At 66.4% G+C, this 17078-nt stretch carries 17 protein-coding genes and 2 pseudogenes; 8 read left to right on the forward strand and 11 right to left on the reverse strand.

Annotation, left to right across the window (positions count from 1 at the left end):
- Positions 1-95: 95 nt before the first annotated feature.
- Together RSPPHO_RS22140 and motA are read right to left on the reverse strand one after the other, a co-directional pair.
- Positions 96-1258: pseudogene (locus tag RSPPHO_RS22140) on the reverse strand (flagellar motor protein MotB).
- A 37-nt stretch (positions 1259-1295) separates the two neighbouring features.
- Positions 1296-2153, reverse strand: coding sequence for a flagellar motor stator protein MotA (gene motA, locus RSPPHO_RS04715; protein ID WP_041794263.1), 858 nt, complete (start codon positions 2151-2153; stop codon positions 1296-1298).
- Between the two features lie 192 nt (positions 2154-2345).
- Between motA and RSPPHO_RS04720 the strand changes: the two genes are divergently transcribed.
- On the forward strand, positions 2346-2828 hold the full coding sequence (locus RSPPHO_RS04720) for a flavin reductase family protein (protein WP_041794266.1): 483 nt from the start codon (positions 2346-2348) through the stop codon (positions 2826-2828).
- Positions 2829-2898: 70 nt separating this feature from the next.
- Here RSPPHO_RS04720 and RSPPHO_RS04725 read toward each other — a convergent pair whose 3' ends face one another.
- Entirely contained in the window at positions 2899-4389 is a 1491-nt protein-coding gene (locus RSPPHO_RS04725; RefSeq protein WP_041794269.1) for an aldehyde dehydrogenase family protein, read from the reverse strand.
- Positions 4390-4581: 192 nt separating this feature from the next.
- Here RSPPHO_RS04725 and RSPPHO_RS04730 point away from each other — a divergent pair, with 192 nt between their 5' ends.
- The 3 genes from RSPPHO_RS04730 (at position 4582) to cowN (ending at position 6912) form a co-directional block, all read left to right on the forward strand.
- The gene (locus RSPPHO_RS04730) at positions 4582-5550 is read left to right on the forward strand and encodes a type 2 periplasmic-binding domain-containing protein (protein WP_051013670.1); all 969 of its coding nucleotides are present in this window, start codon (positions 4582-4584) and stop codon (positions 5548-5550) included.
- Positions 5551-5574: 24 nt separating this feature from the next.
- Positions 5575-6444 (forward strand): alpha/beta fold hydrolase, encoded by an 870-nt coding sequence (locus RSPPHO_RS04735; RefSeq protein ID WP_014414129.1) that lies wholly within the window; start codon positions 5575-5577, stop codon positions 6442-6444.
- Between the two features lie 141 nt (positions 6445-6585).
- A complete protein-coding gene (cowN, locus tag RSPPHO_RS04740) occupies positions 6586-6912 on the forward strand; it encodes a N(2)-fixation sustaining protein CowN (RefSeq protein WP_041794272.1) in 327 nt (108 codons plus the stop codon).
- Positions 6913-6975: 63 nt separating this feature from the next.
- Here the strand turns inward: cowN and RSPPHO_RS04745 are convergent, their stop codons facing one another.
- On the reverse strand, positions 6976-7701 hold the full coding sequence (locus RSPPHO_RS04745) for a PAS domain-containing transcriptional regulator (RefSeq protein ID WP_014414131.1): 726 nt from the start codon (positions 7699-7701) through the stop codon (positions 6976-6978).
- Positions 7702-7951: 250 nt separating this feature from the next.
- On the opposite strand from RSPPHO_RS04745, the gene RSPPHO_RS04750 reads away from it, so the two are divergent.
- Both RSPPHO_RS04750 and RSPPHO_RS04755 read left to right on the forward strand, forming a co-directional pair.
- Complete coding sequence (locus RSPPHO_RS04750) at positions 7952-9109, forward strand: trans-sulfuration enzyme family protein (RefSeq protein WP_014414132.1); 1158 nt, start codon at positions 7952-7954, stop codon at positions 9107-9109.
- Positions 9106-10290 (forward strand): M20 aminoacylase family protein, encoded by a 1185-nt coding sequence (locus RSPPHO_RS04755; protein WP_014414133.1) that lies wholly within the window; start codon positions 9106-9108, stop codon positions 10288-10290. Before RSPPHO_RS04750 ends, RSPPHO_RS04755 begins: the two co-directional genes overlap by 4 nt.
- Positions 10291-10313: 23 nt before the next feature.
- Here RSPPHO_RS04755 and RSPPHO_RS21695 read toward each other — a convergent pair whose 3' ends face one another.
- The 3 genes and pseudogenes from RSPPHO_RS21695 to RSPPHO_RS21705 form a co-directional block, all read right to left on the reverse strand.
- A complete protein-coding gene (locus RSPPHO_RS21695) occupies positions 10314-11732 on the reverse strand; it encodes an ATP-dependent helicase C-terminal domain-containing protein (RefSeq protein WP_339325401.1) in 1419 nt (472 codons plus the stop codon).
- Between the two features lie 148 nt (positions 11733-11880).
- Positions 11881-12000, reverse strand: a pseudogene (locus tag RSPPHO_RS21700) (hypothetical protein); the annotation flags it as partial.
- On the reverse strand, positions 11964-12824 hold the full coding sequence (locus tag RSPPHO_RS21705; RefSeq protein ID WP_014414135.1) for a DEAD/DEAH box helicase: 861 nt from the start codon (positions 12822-12824) through the stop codon (positions 11964-11966). The pseudogene RSPPHO_RS21700 and the gene RSPPHO_RS21705, both read right to left, overlap by 37 nt.
- Before the next feature lie 265 nt (positions 12825-13089).
- On the opposite strand from RSPPHO_RS21705, the gene hspQ reads away from it, so the two are divergent.
- Together hspQ and msrA are read left to right on the forward strand one after the other, a co-directional pair.
- Complete coding sequence (hspQ, locus tag RSPPHO_RS04770) at positions 13090-13419, forward strand: heat shock protein HspQ (protein WP_041794279.1); 330 nt, start codon at positions 13090-13092, stop codon at positions 13417-13419.
- Positions 13420-13506: 87 nt separating this feature from the next.
- On the forward strand, positions 13507-14013 hold the full coding sequence (gene msrA, locus RSPPHO_RS04775; RefSeq protein ID WP_014414138.1) for a peptide-methionine (S)-S-oxide reductase MsrA: 507 nt from the start codon (positions 13507-13509) through the stop codon (positions 14011-14013).
- A 178-nt stretch (positions 14014-14191) separates the two neighbouring features.
- Here the strand turns inward: msrA and RSPPHO_RS04780 are convergent, their stop codons facing one another.
- From RSPPHO_RS04780 to RSPPHO_RS04795, 4 genes are read right to left on the reverse strand one after another with little or no spacing between them, the layout of a single operon-like run.
- A complete protein-coding gene (locus RSPPHO_RS04780) occupies positions 14192-14455 on the reverse strand; it encodes a hypothetical protein (RefSeq protein ID WP_041794282.1) in 264 nt (87 codons plus the stop codon).
- 23 nt (positions 14456-14478) lie between these two features.
- Positions 14479-14733 (reverse strand): DUF2312 domain-containing protein, encoded by a 255-nt coding sequence (locus tag RSPPHO_RS04785; protein ID WP_041794285.1) that lies wholly within the window; start codon positions 14731-14733, stop codon positions 14479-14481.
- Position 14734: 1 nt separating this feature from the next.
- Complete coding sequence (locus RSPPHO_RS04790) at positions 14735-15493, reverse strand: hypothetical protein (RefSeq protein WP_041794288.1); 759 nt, start codon at positions 15491-15493, stop codon at positions 14735-14737.
- On the reverse strand, positions 15490-17034 hold the full coding sequence (locus tag RSPPHO_RS04795) for a DEAD/DEAH box helicase family protein (protein ID WP_081581652.1): 1545 nt from the start codon (positions 17032-17034) through the stop codon (positions 15490-15492). The genes RSPPHO_RS04790 and RSPPHO_RS04795 overlap by 4 nt, the downstream gene beginning before the upstream one ends.
- Positions 17035-17078 lie beyond the last annotated feature (44 nt).

The following is a 17078-nucleotide window of genomic DNA, read 5'->3' on the forward strand; positions in this document are numbered from 1 at the left end:
GGGGTGTTCTGTTCCCGTTTTGCCAAAATCGGGAACGATTCGGGGAGGGCCCGTCTCCTCCCCCGCGCCCGGGTTTCCCCCTCGGAGCGACACGCCTAAAGCTGATTCGACTTCGGCACGGTCAGAATGCTAGGCGGGCGGGTCTGCGGCGCTCCGCTCGGCGCGCCGGCTCCTGAGGGGGCAGCCCCCGGGCCGTTGTCCTTGTACAGCTCCCGGTCGCGCAACAATGTGATGGTGATGCGACGGTTCCGGGCATTGGCCTTGTCTTCCGGCAGCAGCGGTTCGGTGTCCGCCTTGCCTTCGACTCGGTTGATTCTGCTTTCTCCCAAGCCAGTTGCCAGCAAGGCGCGGCGGCTGGCCAAGGCTCGGTCGGCTGAGAGTTCCCAGTTACCATAGCCGGAGGGATCAGCATAGGGGGTGGCATCGGTGTGCCCGGCGATGGCCACCTGATTGGGGAGGTCAGCAATGGACTTGGACACCAAGCCCATCAACTCGCGGGTATGGGGCAACAGGCGGCTGGAGCCGCTCGGGAACATGGACACGCCGTCTTGATCGACAATCTGAATGCGCAGGCCTTCGGGGGTATTGTCCACCAACAGGCTATCAGCCAGGGCCTTCAAGGCGGGCACAGCCTGGATGGCTTGTTTGAGGTCGGCGGCGGCCTTTTGGAATTCCTGATCCTGGCGCTTTTCGGCGGCGGCATCGCTTGGCGGCCGCGCTGCTCCTTGCCTTGGTCGCCTTGCTGTCCTTGCTGCCCTTTCTGGCCCTGGCCGCCCTGGGGCTTGCCGGTGCCGGTGCCGGGTTGGGTCCCGTCCGCGCCCATGCCGCCATCGGCGCCAGCGCCTTCGCCGGCATCGGCGTCGGGTTCGCCGCGGCGCGGGGTGTCGGCGTCGGTTTCGGTTTTTTCCTGGCCCTCGTTGGCGTCGCTAAAGTCGCTGCCGCCCGCGCCAATCGTGGGCGGGGGCAAGATAAGCTGGACGGTGGGAGAACTGGACTTGGATTGCATGGCGCCTTCCCCCAGGACCTGTCCGCCGAGCAGGCCGCCGGCGCCGCTGGGGTTTTGGGAGACGGCGGTGGGCGCAAAGTAGTTTGAGATACCGACCAACTGCTCCTCAGTGACTGAATTGAGCAGCCAGAGTAGCAGGAAGAAGGCCATCATGGCCGTCACGAAGTCGGCGTAGGCCACTTTCCAGGCGCCGCCATGCGCGGCATGACCGCCTTTTTTGACCCGCTTGATGATGATCGGCTGTTCGGCCACGGGGCTCGGCTCCTGGATTGATCGGGGGACCCTTGCCTTAGTCGGTCAGATTCGTGACCGTATCTTCAACCTCGGCGAAGGAGGGCTTGACCGAGGGGGGCAAAGTCTTGCGGGCGAATTCGATGGACACCTGAGGGGCATAACCCTGCATGTGGGCCAAAATGGCCGACTTCATGCACTGGAGGTACACGGTGTCGCTGTTGTGGACCGCCTCGATGGCCCGGGAAAAGGGTGCGAAGAAGCCATAGGAGAACAGCACACCGCAGAAGGTGCCGACGAGGGCGGCGCCGATCAGGTGACCCAGCACTTCCGGCGGCTCGGTGATCGAGCCCATGGTGTGGATCACGCCCAGCACCGCCGCGACGATACCCAGGGCGGGCATGGCGTCGGCCATGTCGTTCACGGCCTTGGAGATGGCGTGGTTTTCCGCATGATGGCTGTCGATTTCCGCGTCAATGATCGACTCCATTTCATGGGCGTTGTTGGTGCCCAGGGTCAGAAGGCGCAGATAGTCGCAGAGGAACTCGACGTTGTGGTGGTCATGGGAAACGTTGGGGAACTTTTGGAAGATCGGGCTCTCCTCGGGCTTTTCCACGTGGCTTTCGAGCGCCAAGTCACCTTTGGTTTTCGCGAGGCGAAACAGGGTGTATAAAAGCGAGAGAAGTTCCAGATAACTGGTCTTGTTGTGCCGGGGCCCCTTGAGCATGGGGCCCAAGGCCTTGGCTGTCCCGGAGAGGACCGTCTTGGTATTGCCGATAACGAACGATCCGGCTGCCGCGCCGAGAATGATCATGAATTCGAAGGGCTGCCAGAGCACGCCCATGTGGCCGCCGCCGAGCAGATACCCGCCCATCACGCTGCCGAGAACAATGATGGTGCCTATGATGATGAGCATTGTTGCACCGTGCAGACCGACCCGATGGATACCACGACCAGACATGGTCACTCTGTCATCTTAAGTACAGCGCTCTGCCCACATTCTCCAGCACAAAAAGAGCTTGACCCGTAACGATCGCGACCAACATCTCCAACGGGCCCTTTGCATCCTGCAACGAAAGCCCCGTCCCCTTTTCGGGAGTCTCCCCTCATGAGCGTTGATTCTTCGGTGTTTCGCAAGACCTTAGGGTGCTTTGCCTCGGGTGTGACCGTAGTCACGGCCCGAACGAAGGAAGGGATGCCGGCCGGCGTGACCGTGAGTGCTTTTTCTTCCCTGTCCCTCGATCCTCCGCTGGTGTTGTTTTGTCTTGGCCGGAGCAATACCCAGATTGATGCCTTCACCAGCGGCCCCTTGTGCGTGTCCATTCTCTCCTCTGAGCAGCGTGACGTGTCTTCACGCTTTGCCACCAAGGGAATCGACCGCTTTGCTCAGGGGGATCTTGAGGAGACGGACACCGGAATTCTGGCGCCCAAGGGAGCGTTGGCGCGTTTGGAGTGTACCGTTCACCAGGTGGTGGAAGGGGGAGATCACCTGATCATCGTGGCGCTCGTCGAAAAGGCCACATGGAGTGCCGAACATCGCCCCTTGGTTTACTTCCAGGGCGCCTATCAGGACATTCGCCCCGCGCCGTAATGTCTTTTTCGCAGGCCCGAGGGGTCTGGGGAGGCAGCACCTCCCCAGCCTTCTTTTTCTGGCTTGCTTCTCAGAGCATATTGAGGATCACGGTCTTCTTGTGGGTGAAGTGTTCCAGCATCGATTCCAAGGTGGCTTCCTTGCCCAACCCCGACGTCTTGACGCCGCCATAGGACAAGTTCGGCTGGACGACGAGGTTCTGGTTGACCTGCACGAAGCCAGCCTCCAGGCGCCGGGTCGCCTCCAGGGCCTTTTGCAAGTTGTTGGTCCACACCGTGGCGGCAAGGCCGAAGGGGCTGTCGTTGGCCGCCTCGATGACCGCATCGAAGTCAGTCCATTTGAACAGGCAGACCACCGGGCCGAAGACCTCTTCGCGGGCCGGKGGCGCGTCGGGCGCGATGTCGGTGAAAATCACCGGGCGCAGGAACAAGCCCTTGGCCAGGGCTGGATCGGTGGGCAGGCCCGAGCATTCGGTGGTGGTGGCGCCGCTGGCCCGACCTTTGGCGATATAGTCCTGGATGCGGGCGAACTGCTCGGGCGAGATCACGGTGCCGATGTCGGTGCGTTCATCCAGGGGGTCCCCCATCGCCAGGGCATCCACCCGCGCGCGCAGCCGTTCGAAGAAGGCATCGAACAGGTCGGCATGGACATAAATGCGGCTTGATGCCGTGCAGCTCTGGCCTTGGCGGGTGAAGCGCATGCCAGCCACGGCGCCGTCCACCGCGCGTTCCAGATCGGCGTCGGCCAGCACGATCATCGGGCTCTTGCCGCCCAGTTCCAGCGTGACCGGGATCAGCTTTTCCGCCGCCGTCTTGTAAACGATGCGTCCGGTTTCCACCGAGCCGGTGAACGTCACCTTGCGCACGTCGGGGTGGGAAACCAAGGGCGCTCCGGCGCCGGGACCGTCGCCCGAAACGATGTTGAACACCCCAGGCGGCAGCAAGGCGTTGAGGATCTGGCAGACCCGCAGCACGGTGAGCGGCGCTTCCTCGGCCGACTTCACCACCACCGTGTTGCCGGCCACCAGGGCCGGGGCGATCTTCATGGCCATCAGCAGCAAAGGGACATTCCAAGGGATGATGGCCCCCACCACGCCCAGCGGCTCGCGCAGGGTCACGGTCAGCATATCGGGGTTGAAGGGCACGCTTTCACCCTTCAGTTCCGAGGCCAAGCCGCCAAAGAAGGTGAACATGTCGGCCAGCACCGAGGCTTCCACCCGGCTTTCGGTCCGCAGGGCCTTGCCCGTTTCCAGGGCGACCAGCCGCCCCAACTCCTCCACATGCAGCAAAAGGCGCCGGCCGCACTCGGCCAGCAGCTTGCCGCGTTCGCGGGCCGGGCGCCGCGCCCACGCCGTTTGCGCCCGCTTGGCCGCCTTGACCGCTAGGTCAACATCGGCGGCCGTGCCCTCGGCGGCCTGGGCGATCACCGCGCCCGTGGCCGGGTTGATCACATCAAAGCAGCGGCCCTCCACCGGGGCCACCAGTGCCCCGTCGATCAGGTGCACCCCCGAGAGGGCGCGGGCCAGGGCATGGGGATCAAGAATCGGATCAAGGCTGGGCATGGACGTGTAAACTCCCTGACTTCCTTGTGTTTTTTTAGCCGGCGGGCCGGGCGCTTTCCGATTACGGAAACTCGCCCCAGGACCATACCCGTCCCGAGTGCGCGACACAACGCCAAGACCACGAAAAAAGGGGCGCGGTGTTGGAGCGGGCACGCTACCATGCCCCGGGTTCGTCTTGCGCAAAGGAAGAGAATGCGCCGCTTGTCGATTGCCGCTGGCCTGCTGGCTGTGGGTCTGGCTCTGGGGACACTGGCGTCGCCGGCCCAGGCCACCACCTTGAAGGCCGCCCACCCCTATGGCGACTCCTTGCGCGAGGTCCGCCATCGCCTGCTGGAGGTCATGGGCCGCGAGCTTCGGCGGCGGGCCCCTGATCTGGATCTCAAGATCTATCCCCGCGGCCGGCTGTTCGCGGCATCCGAGCTGTGGCTGGGCCTGACCTCCGGGACCCTGGAGTTGGCCATCTTACCCCTTGCGCCCCTGGCCAGTGTTGACCCGGTGTTCGCCGACTTGAGCCTGCCCGGGCTGGTGACAACCTCGGCCGAGGCAAAAGCGCTGCACGACGCGCCCTTGATGCAAGCGGTCCGGCGCGTCCTCTTGGAGCGCGGTGTGCGCGTGCTGGCTGATGTCTGGGTCCCCGGGGCCTTCGTCTCGCGCGACGGGGTGTGTCGGCATGCCCCCGCCGACTTCGCCGGGGTCACGCTGGCCGATGGCGGCCGGGCGGTGGGCGAGATCGCCGCTGCCCAAGGCGCCAAGCGCGGCGCCGACGAGGCGAAGGCCCAGGTTGTTGCCCAGCCGGATCTTGACCTGCTGACCGCCGAGGGGAAGGGGCTGTGTGCCAGCGTGGCCGGGCCCGGGGCGGTTTGGTTCGACTTCCAGCCGCTGGTCATGGGCGAGCGGGCGTGGCAGCGCCTGAGTCCTGGCGATCAAGTCGCGCTGCGTCAGGCCGCTGCCGCCGCGCAGGAGTATGCCCGCGTGGCCATCGAGCAAGCCATGGAGGCGCCGGACGTCCGGCTGGAAACCTATGTGAAGCAAGGCGGGCGTCTTTACGTCTTTACCCCCGAGGACCTTCTGGCCTKGGGGGCTTTGGCCCGCGCCCGTCTCGACCGAGCCCTTGTCCCTGCGTTGCCCTCCGCCGTTCCCCAGCCCCTGCCGCCTGAATAGGGCCAGAAGAAGGGTCATCCCCCCATGATCGCTCCCGTCGCCGGAGACGTGCCTGTCCTGCGCACCGAAGGCTTTCGTCGTCTGGCCTATGTCCGCTGGCAAGACGACCAGCCGCAGGCCCATCCCCCCGTGGTGTGTGTCCACGGCCTGACCCGCAATGGCCGGGATTTCGACGTTTTGGCCCGGCGCCTCGCCCGGGGGCGTAGCGTGTATTGTCCCGACATGCTGGGGCGCGGCCTGTCCGATGACCTCGGCGATCCTCTGGGCTACACCAACCCGGCCTACGCCGCCGATCTCGTTCCCCTGATCGCTCGGACCGGTGCCGCCCAGGTGGATTGGGTGGGCACCTCCATGGGGGGGCTGATCGGCATGATCCTCGCTGTCTTGCCGGGCTCTCCCCTGCGCCGGCTGGTGCTTAACGACGTGGGCGCTGTGGTCGAGGGGGCGGCCTTGCTGCGGATCAAGGAGTACCTGCGCGAAACCCCGGCCTTTGCCTCGCTCGACGCCTTGGAGGCCCATCTCCGCCGGGTCCACGCGCCGTTTGGTCCTCTCACCGATGCTCAATGGGCCCATCTCGCCCAGCATGGGGCGCGGCGGCGTGAGGACGGCGGGTGGGTGCCCGCCTTTGATCCGGCGATTCAGGAGGTTATGGCCGACCTGGACGGCGAGGATATCGTGCTGTGGCCGCTGTGGGAGGCCCTTCGCTGCCCCGTTCTGGTGATTCGGGGCGCTCATTCCGACCTGCTCTCGGCCGACACGCTGGCGCGCATGCAAGCCACCGGCCCGGGCTGCACGGTGCTGGAGGTTCCCGACGCCGGCCATGCTCCCGCTTTGATGGCTCCCGAGCAAGTCGAGGCGATTGCCGCTTTTCTGGAGGAGGGTAGCGGAGCGTGAACTGCCGTTCGTGCAGAAACCTGACCTTTCATGCAAGGGGGCGTCGTTTCGCGATTCGACCATTGTTCTCACGAAGCGCCGATGGCACCGTCAAGCCACCCCCCAAAGCCGACCTTGCCTCTTTGCATGAAGGAACGCCCCATGCTGTCCACTCCCGTGCGTCCAGCCGAGGACAACGATCCCGCCGTGCCCGAGCGCTACATCAGTTTTCGGGGCATCGACTTTGACGGCAACATGAAGGCCGTCCTGGACCACCTGCGGCCTTATATCGACGATCCTGCGAACAGCAACCTGTTTTGGGAACGCTTCAAGAAGCGCCTCGCCGACGCCGAAAGCAGCGAAACCCCCGTCGCCGACAAGCTCCTGCTCTTGCACTCCCATGTCTATTACATGGTCGAGCTGTTCGAGGACCACGACGACGATACGGCCCTGGCGGCGCTCAAGAAACTTGAGGAAGAGTGTTTCTAAAGGGAAGGAGGGGCCTGGGGAGGCGAGCCTCCCCAGCCYTCTATCCTTGACATCCCCCCGACCTCACACCGCCAGCAACCGCCGAACCAACCCCACCTTATCGCGACTGACCGGGATCAACTCGCCGTCATCCGCAAGGCGCAGGCACAAGCGGCCGTCCAGGCGCTCGGCCGCCAGAACATGGCGCAAATTGACCAAGTGGCCGCGATGAACACGCACAAAGCGCCGGGGGTCCAGGCGCCGTTCTAGGTCGGCCAGGGAGCGCGGGCAAAAGGCGCGAAAGCGCAGGGTGCGGGCCTCGGCATAGTGACCCTGGGCGCTCAGGCACACCACGTCTTCGACATCGACCAAGGTGGTAACGCCGCCCTGACCGCGGACCACGGGGAGCTTGAGCAAGGGCGCCCCGGCCTCGGTCGATTCCCCCATTTGGCCGTCGCCCAAGGTGTGAAACATCATGCACAGCCCGGCCTCGCCGACCAGTCGGGTGACCTTGGCGACCAAGCTGCCCATGGGGGTGGTGACGACCAGGGCCGCTTCGCCCTCGGGGGTATCGCGGGCGCAGTCGATCAGCCAGCGCACCTTAGCGCGGGCGCTTGGGGGGTGGAGGTCGAGCAGGTCCACGCCTTGCCAGGGGCGCGCCTCGTCCTGGCCCAGCAGCCGCAGGGCCACCGGGTTGACCGAACGGATGCGCCCGGCGTCGTCGAGGATGACCACGCCGACCGGCGTGCGTTGCAGCCGATACTCGAACGAGGCCTTTTCGGGGCGGGGCGGGGTGAGAGGGTCGGTCATGGTCCGGCGGCGATCACTGGAGAAATTGCGTCGGTCGTGGGATGATATCCTGTGTCTTCTTGAAAGCCTGGAAGAGCAAGGGGAAAAGGGAAGGCTGGGCCCCAGACCCCTCCATCCCTGGGTTCGCGTCGTCCGCAGGGCTAAAATCGAACGAGGGGTCTGGGGAGGCCCGCCTCCCCAGCCTTCCCTTTATTCACCGGGCTTTTTGCTGAGCGTTTGAGAAAATCATCGTCGCTGGGAGTACGTTGTCATGGCCGCCACGCCGCCGCTGTCCCTGTCCCCGGAAACCCTGGCCGCCGGCGCCCTGGGGTTCGAGGAACCGCTGACGGGCGGTCTGGTCCCCCCGCTGCATACGTCGACCACCTATATGCGCGATGCGGACACCGGCTACGCTCGGGGCCACGTCTACGCTCGTCCTGATAATCCCACAGCCGCAACGCCCGCCGCCCTTCTCACCGCCTTGGAAGGGGGGCACGACAGCGTGTTGTTTGCCTCGGGCATGGCGGCGGCCACCGCCGTGTTTCAGGCCTTGGCCCCGGGCGATCACGTGATCGTGCCTCGGGTGATGTACTGGGGCTTGCGCGCGTGGCTGCTGGATCATGGCACGCGCTGGGGGCTGGCGGTGACGGTCGTGGATGTCGAGGATCCCGACGCCCTGAGGGCCGCCCTGCGTCCGGGCAAGACGCGGCTGGTGTGGATCGAGACGCCGGCCAATCCCTTGTGGGGCATCACCGATATCGCCGCCAGCGCCGAGATTGCCCATGCCGCCGGGGCGCTTCTGGTGGTTGATTCCACCGTGGCCACCCCGGTGCACACCCGGCCCCTGGCCTTGGGCGCGGATCTGGTGATGCACTCGGCCTCCAAGTATCTCAACGGCCATGGCGACGTGATCGCCGGCACCCTCACCACCGCCCGTGACGACGCCTTCTGGGCCCGGATCAAGGGGGTCCAGCGGCAGATCGGCGGCATCCTTGGTCCTTTCGAGGCGTGGCTGCTGCTGCGCGGGATGCGCACCTTGTTTGCCCGCGTGCGGGGGCAAAGCGCCAGTGCCCTGACCCTGGCCGAGCGGCTGGCCGGCCATCCCCAGGTGGCCGCCGTTCTTTACCCCGGCCTGCCGGACGCGCCCGGGCATCTCCTCGCCTGCCGCCAGATGAGCGGGGGCTTTGGCGGGATGCTGTCGCTGCGAGTCAAGGGGGGAACCGAGGCCGCTCTCGCTGTGGCGGCCCGGGTTCAGGTGTGGCGGCGCGCCACGTCGCTGGGTGGGGTGGAGAGCCTGATCGAGCACCGCGCCAGCATTGAAGGCCCGACGTCGCCGGTTCCGGGCGACCTGTTGCGCCTTTCGACCGGCCTGGAAGCCGTGGATGACCTCTATGCCGATCTGGCCACCGCTTTGGAGAGTCTGCGATGACCGCGCCCCCGCCCTCCTACCTGGAGCGCGTCGCTCCGTTTATCGACCCCATGACCGCTTGGCGCCGCGCCTTGCACGCTTTGCCCGAACTCAGCTATGCCGAAAGCCAGACCGCCGATCTGGTGGCCCAGACCCTGGCCGAGCAGGGCCTCAGCGTCCACCGGGGGCTGGCCGGCACCGGGGTGGTCGGCACCTTGCACGGACGGCACTTGGGCGAACGGGCGATCGGCCTGCGTGCTGACATGGACGCCCTGCCCATCCAGGAAATCAACGACCTGCCCCACGCCTCGCGTCACCCCGGCGTCATGCACGCCTGCGGCCACGATGGCCATACCGCCATGCTCTTGGGGGCCGCCTGCGCTTTGGCCCACAGCCGCGATTTTGCCGGCACCGTGCATTTCATCTTCCAGCCCGCCGAGGAGGGCCGGGGCGGGGCGCGCAAGATGATCGACGACGGCTTGTTTCGCCTGTTTCCCGTCGAAGCCGTCTACGGGCTGCACAACTGGCCCGAACTGCCGGCCGGCGTCTTTGCCGTGCACCCGGGCCCGGTCATGGCGGCTTGCGATGCCTTTACCATCAGCATTCGCGGCTGCGGCGGGCATGCCGCCATGCCCCACCAGACCGTGGATCCCGTGTTGATCGCCGGCCATGTCCTGACCGCCGCCCAGAGCCTGATCAGCCGCAGCACCAATCCTTTTGAGTCGGCCGTGGTGTCCGTCACCCGCCTGGAAGCCGGCACCGCCTTTAACGTCATCCCCGACGAGGCCCGGCTGTGGGGCACCATTCGCAGCTTCGACCCGACCACCCGGCGCATGCTGCATGACAAGCTCGACCGGCTGGTGGCGCACATCGCCGCTGCCTTTGGCGCCGAGGCCCAGTTGGTTATCGAACCCCGGGCCAGCGCGACCATCAACCACCGCAGTGAGGCCGAGCGGGCGGCCCAGGCTGCGGCCCTGGTGGTGGGCGCCGACAAGGTGGTCCGCGACCTGCAACCCGCCATGACCGCCGAGGACTTCGGCGATCTGCTTAACGTCGTGCCCGGCGCCTACCTCTGGCTGGGCCAAGGCAACGACCGGGCGCCGTGCTACCTGCACCAGCCGGATTACGACTTCAACGATGCGGTGTTGGGGGTGGGCGCGGCGTTTTGGCTCGCGTTGGTCGAGAGCCTGCTGGCGCCTTAAGGCAAGGCTGCTTTGCCCCGTTCTCACGCCTTGCGGGGTTTGGTGCGGTTGGTGGCGTCGGCCAAGGTGGGGTCCTCGGGCCAGGGGTGTTTGGGGTAGCGGCCACGCATATCCTTGCGCACGGCGGCATAGGACGTTTTCCAGAAGCCGGCGAGGTCTCGGGTGACTTGCAGGGGGCGGCCGGCCGGGGAAAGCAGGTGGATGAGCACGGGACGGCCGGCGACAGTCGGGGTCTGGGTCAGGCCGAAGAGTTGCTGGACGCGGGCGGCGAGGACGGGGCCGTCGGCATCGGTATAGTCGAGGGGAACGGGGACGCCGCTTGGGACCACCAGGGTCCGGGGGGCAAGGCGCTCCAGGTCGGCGAGGCGCTGGCGGCCGATGTGATCCTTGAGGGCGTCGGCCAGGGGCAGGCGGGTGAAATGGCTGCGCCGGGTGATGCCGGGCAGGAAGGGGCCTAGCCAAGTCTCGAGGGTGTCGAGAAGGGCGCTATCGCCGAGATCGGGCCACCCGTCCTGGGGGCGGGCGGTGGCGAGGAAGGTGACGCGGGCGCGAAGGCTGGTGGTTTCCGGGGTCCAGGGGAGGCAGGCAAGGCCCAGGCGGCGCAGGGCGTCGAGGACCACGGCGACGGCGCGGGGGCCGGGCGTGGGAAGGTCCTGGCTCTCGAGGACCAGGGCGCCGAGGCGGCGTTCGCGCCGGGCGATGACGGCTTCGGCGCGGGGATCCCAGGTGAGGGTTTCGACGGCGGTGGGGCTGAGGGTGGCGTCGATGTCGTCACGGTCGAGGGGGGCGGCAAGACGGATGCGTCCCTCGGTGCCCGTATCCTCGACGAGGTCAGCGACAACGAGATAGGGAGCGTGGGCTAGGGGCTCGTGCGGGTCGAGGCTGGCGCCCCGGCCAGAGGCGAGGAGAAAGCGGCCGGGGGCGCCGGGGCGGGCCTGGGCGACGCGGTCGGGATAGGCGAGGGCGAGCAGGCGGCCGCCGGCCTCGGGCGAGAGGGGCGGGCTCTTGTCGAGTTCGGCGAGGCCGACGCGGCGGCGGATCTGGCGCGCCGTGTCGCGTACCCGGGCGAGGGCGTCGGCGCGGCCGGTTGGGGGGGCGGGCTGGCGGCTGAGGGCGAGGGCGAGGCGAGGGCGAAGGTCGGGGTCGCGCGCGCGTAAAAATGTCGCGCTCTTCGAGGAGAGCGGCCAGCACGGCGGCGAGCGCCCCCTCCGAGGGGCTGGCCTCGGCGGCGGTGACGACCATGTGGGCGAGGCGCGGCGGCAGGGGCAGGCGGGCGAGGGCGCGGGCGTGCGCGGTGGCTTGACCCTGATCGTCGAGGGCGCCCAGGCTGTGCAGGAGGTCGCGGGCTTGGGCGAGGGCGCCGGCCGGAGGCGCGGTGGGCAGGGAGAGGCCCTCGGCGGTGGGCGGTCCCCACAGGGCAAGATCAAGGGCGAGGCCGGCAAGGTCGGCGGCCAGGATTTCCGGGGTTTCGTGGGCGGGCAGGGCGCGGTGTTCGGCCTCGGGCCACAGGCGCAGGCACAAGCCGGGTTCCAGGCGGCCGGCGCGGCCGCGCCGCTGCTCGGCGCCGGCTTGGGAGATGCGGACGGTTTCGAGGCGCGAGAGGCCGCGCCGGGGATCGAAGCGCGGGGCGCGGCGCAGGCCGCCATCGACGACAACCCGCACGCCGTCGATGGTCAGGCTGGTTTCGGCGATGTCGGTGGCCAGCACCACCTTGCGGGTGCCCGGGGGGCGGGGGCGAGGGCGGCGTCCTGGTCGGTGGCGGGCAGGGCGCCGTAGAGGGGGCGCACGCTGACGCTGGCGGGCAGGCGCTGGGCGGCGAGGGCGGCTTGGGTCGCGCGGATTTCGCGCTCGCCGGGGAGGAAGGCGAGGACGCTGCCGGGCTCTTCGTCGAGCACGTCGGCGATAACCCGGGCCAGGGTCTCGGGCAGGGCGCGGGGGGCGGGGCGCTCCAGGTGGCGCACGGCGACGGGGAACTGGCGGCCCTGGCTTTCCAGGACGCTGGCCCCGGGCAGCAGGCGGGCGACGGCGGCGCCGTCGAGGGTGGCGGACATGACGACGAGGCGCAGGTCGGGGCGCAGGGCGTCTTGGATGTCACGCAGGAGGGCGAAGGCGAGATCGCCGTCGAGGCCTCGTTCATGAAACTCATCAAGGATCACGCAGCCGACGCCGTCGAGGCCGGGGTCGTCGTGCAGGCGCCGGGTCAAGATGCCCTCGGTGATCACCTCGACGCGGGTGCGGGCCGAGACCTTGCTTTCCAGGCGCACGCGGTAGCCGAAGGTTTCTCCGACCGTTTCGCCATGCTCCTGGGCCATGCGCCGGGCGGCGGCGCGGGTGGCGAGGCGGCGGGGTTCGAGCATGAGGATGCGCTGGCCGGCCAGCCACGGGGCGTCGAGGAGAGCAGGGGGCACCCGGGTGGTTTTGCCGGCGCCCGGGGGGGCGATGAGGACCACGCCCGGGTCGTGCTCCAGGCGCCGCAAAAGCTCGGGCAGGATGCTGGTGACGGGCAGGGCGGGCAGGGGGGAAGGGGCCGGCATCGGGGAGATCCTGCAAGATGATCAGGCCGCGCGGGGAAGCGGGCGCGTGGAGAGCACGGAGGAGGGGGCTTCCTTACCATGATKGGGGGGGTGGGCAAGCTCTTGTGTGGCGATGCGATAAAAACAAGGCCGGGGAGGCGGGGGTCCCTCTCCTTTCCCGTAAAGACGCTGGGGTCTTGTGTTCAGGGCCTGGGGCGGGCAAAATCACCCCTCCCTGACAAGGCCGGGACACTTCAGCGGCGCGAGGGGCGCCACGGGAGGCAGCATGGAAATCCGGGTCGCCAAGTTTCACATCGGGCAGGTGGTTCGCCATAAGGTTCACCCGTTTCGCGGTGTAATCGTGGATGTGGATCCTGTGTTTGATAACACTGAGGAATGGTATGCTGCCATTCCCGAGGCCATTCGGCCGTCGCGCGATCAACCGTTTTATCACCTGCTGGCCGAAAACGGCGAAACCACCTATACGGCCTACGTCTCGGAGCAGAACCTGTTGCCCGAGGAAGACCCGACCCCGTTGACCCATCCGGCGATTACCGACTTTTTCGATGCGGTCGAGGGCGGCTTGTACGTCAGTCGGATCAAGCGCGTTCACTAACCCGGGGGCGTCCGCGAGGCTGATCCAGCGGGTGGGCGTTGGCGTACTCCTTCTTGCCATTTCCAGGAAGGCAAGGGAGAACGCGCCATGACCAATGACACCGCGACCGAGATGCCGGGGAGCCGGGCAACGTTTGCTGCCGGCTGCTTCTGGGGGGTGGAGGAAACCTTTTTGCGTCAGCCCGGGGTTCTGGCGACGCGGGTGGGCTATACCGGGGGCCATGCGCCGCAGCCCACTTATCATGAGGTCTGCCAGGACACCACCGGCCACGCCGAGGCGGTGGAGGTGGTCTTCGATCCGGCCCAGGTCTCTTATGAAGACCTTCTGGCCGTGTTCTGGGCCTGCCACGACCCCACCCAGGTCAATCGCCAGGGGCCGGACATTGGCTCGCAATACCGCTCGGCGGTGTTTGTCCACGATGCCGAGCAGGAGGCGCTCGCCCGGGCATCGCTGGCCCGCGAAGTTCCGCGCCACCGTCGCCCCATCGCCACCCAGATTGTCCGGGTGGGGCCGTTCTGGATGGCCGAGGCGTATCATCAGCAATACTTGAGGCGCTACCGGCCGGGAGCGGCGGCCTGTGGGGTGTGCGGGTGAGAAAGGAAGGCTGGGGAGGCGGGGCCTCCCCAGACCCCTCCGTTCCTGGGACTTTCGCCTCGGCGGCAGGGGCCAATGCAATGAGGGGTCTGGGGGAGGCCCCGCCTCCCCCAGCCTTCCTCTTACCCCCACCTTTTGGATTTATTTTTTCCCCCCCCCATGTCCGGCCGGCGCCAGATCAGGTAGTCTCCGCCGAGATTTTCGCCTTTCGCGCCTCGATCGGTCCGACGCTCTTGCTCATGATTGTGCAGGTGCGCTGCGCCTCATACTGAAGGCCGCAGCCCACCCGCCGCTGGACCAGAGCAACAAAACCGAGGCGCGACAGGCCCAGGGCCACATCTTTGACGACTTGGCAGGCCCGACGGTCGTCGGCGCGGATGTAAACCACGGTCTCGCCGGGTGCGGCGTTGCGCACGGCACGGACGAGGCCGGCTGGGGTCATGGCGGGGCGCTTCATCGCAGCACCTACAGCCCGACAGCGGCGCGATACACCGACAGAAACTCATCTTCTTCGGCGAGGGCCTGCTTGCTTTTCTTGCGCATGGCAATCAGCTTGCGCAGGATCTTGACGTCAAAGCCGGACGACTTGGCTTCGCTATAAACCTCGCCGATGTCGTTGGCGATGTTGGCTTTTTCCTCTTCCAGCCGCTCGATCCGGGCCACGAAGGCACGCAACTGGTCAACAGCAACGCCGTCGATATTGACGGGGGCATCGGTCATCTCAGGCGCTCCTTGTGTTGTCGAAAACGGGTCGGTCAACCCACGTCAAAAACGCGGCCCGCTCCTCTGGGCTGGCCTTGGCCCAGGCGGCTTTCATCGTGTCCAGCGGGCTCTTGCGCTTGCGGTACCCCATCTCGACCGCCGCCGCGTTGCACGACACCTTGCCGCCATCCACATCCGCCAGGAGTGCCGCCGCCCGTGCCCGGGCGTCATCGTCCAAGCGGGTGCGGTCGGGGTCGGCATCGCGGGCGAGTCTCGCTCGGGTGTAGTCGGCGGTGTTTGGGGTGATGGATGCGTCTGTTTTCAAGCTGGCAATGCCAGCTTGAATATCTTCGTCACACGCGCTCCCTGGTCCAACGACAGCCGGCCGCCCCGCGTTGTCGCGCTCCCCACCATGCCCCTTGACCTCCGCCCCCCAAGCCGCTCTGACCTGGGCTTCAAGCGCTTCGCGGTCAGGCAGTTCCGAGGATGCGATCAGCGCTCGCACCTGCTTTTCGTTACTGCCAATCCCAACGGGGTAGGGGTCCGACACGAAGCAGCGGAAGCTGATCGGCTCAATGGTCCGGCCGCTGTCCAGGCGCCGCGTGCGCTCCCAAACTCGATCCCGCAAGGCAATCGCAAACGAGGCGGCAAAGCACTTCAGTTGCTCGCCCCCCTGAAGCATCCGGCACATGTCCGACACAAGGCTTTGCCGACGGGCTTGTTCTGTTGCTTCGGTGGCATGGCCGAACTGGTACACTTTAGGGGCCTCCGCGCTCATGCCGCTTCCTCCGGCATGGCGATGGCGCCGCAATCAATCATGACTCCGACCACTTCCGCGTCGGTCCAGGTGGCGTACTGGGCGCCTTTCTGGCGAAAACTGCGGATCTGGTCGCGATGCGCTTCGATGAACGTAATCGGCAGCATCTTTCCGCTGACGGTCACGCCCTTCACGTCGCCGTTGCTGTTCAGCACCTCAATCTCCCGCCGACATCGCCCCTTGCCGTTGCCAACCGTGCGCAAGTGCGGGCGGTACTCTTCGCCTAGCGCGTGGCACCGCTCGCGTTCGATCTGGAGTGCAATGGCCTCAAGCTCGGGGTCTGCCGGCATGAACACGTATGACCGTTCATGACGACTCTTCATCACACGCGAAAAACGGCCGCAATACTGGTGGAAGTACAGGGGGGCTGTGATGTTCGACGCATACACGCCAACCCGAAGTCGTGGGATATCCACGCCTTCGGACAACATGGCGACTCCGACGATCCAAGGCGAATTGCCCTCGCGGAACGCTTCGATCTGCTTCTGGGCGTCGTCAATCTTGGAATGCACAACTGTCGCTGGCTCTCCGGTGATGGCCTGCAACTCCATAGCAATGGCTTCGGCATGGTCGGTGTCGTGTGCCACCACCAGTCCGGCCGCGCGGGCGTCAACCCCGGCCCCGCTGCGCAACTCCATCAGCCTTTCGTTGGCCTTGGTCAGCATCGTCTGGGGGAACTCCCCATCAACCGCGATGGCTGCCAGGAGCCGCTGTCCGCTTCTCTTCTTGTTCAACGGATCGCCGAACGACGCAGTGAAAGACTGGCCCGCGGCCGACCACGACATTTCGCCATCGAACATCGTGAACTCGATAGGCCGGCATACGCCGTCCTCAATCGCCTGCTGGTACGAGTACCGAACTAGCGCGATTGCTTCTTGCGCCCCATTGTAGGACACAAAGGAAATCGGGTTATCGCCTTCGCGGAATGGCGTGCCCGTGGTGCACAGCTTGAACGCCGCCGTGCTGAAAGCGTACTCAATGGAGTGCCCCCAGGCGTTGCCGTCCTTCTTTTTGCTCGGTCCAGCCGCGTGGTGCACCTCGTCGAAGATGACAACTGGGCGGTTGCGCTCGCAGTAGTCCCGGAGGCTTTCTCTGATCTCAGTCACTGCTTTCTGGTACGAGACGATGAACCCGAGCTCAGACAGCGCCAATTCTTCCTGGCGGAGATCGTACCCAGACCGCAGGTGCCGCAGGTTCAGGCCAATGCTCGCGGCACGGTCGATCCACTGCGTTCGGATCGCCTCGTTCGGCGTGACCACAACGATCTTCGGACCCAGGCCGACCGTGTGCACCAAATCATGCGCCACCATCAAGCCCCCGTACGTTTTCCCGGAGCCAGGGCATGCGTATATCAGCGCTCTATCGCTTCCCGCCTGAGCCTGAGATCGCACTTGGTACACCGCATCCATCTGCCATTTTCGCGGCGCAATCCCTTTAATCTCCGCTGGCATTGATGCGGCAAGCGGAGCGGGGGGTTGTTTTTYCTTTCGCGTGCGCGCCATTTCTCACTCTCTATTTATGAAGGCATGCTGGCCCCGGCGTCTTC

It is taken from the genome of Pararhodospirillum photometricum DSM 122 (assembly GCF_000284415.1).
Lineage (GTDB): Bacteria > Pseudomonadota > Alphaproteobacteria > Rhodospirillales > Rhodospirillaceae > Pararhodospirillum > Pararhodospirillum photometricum.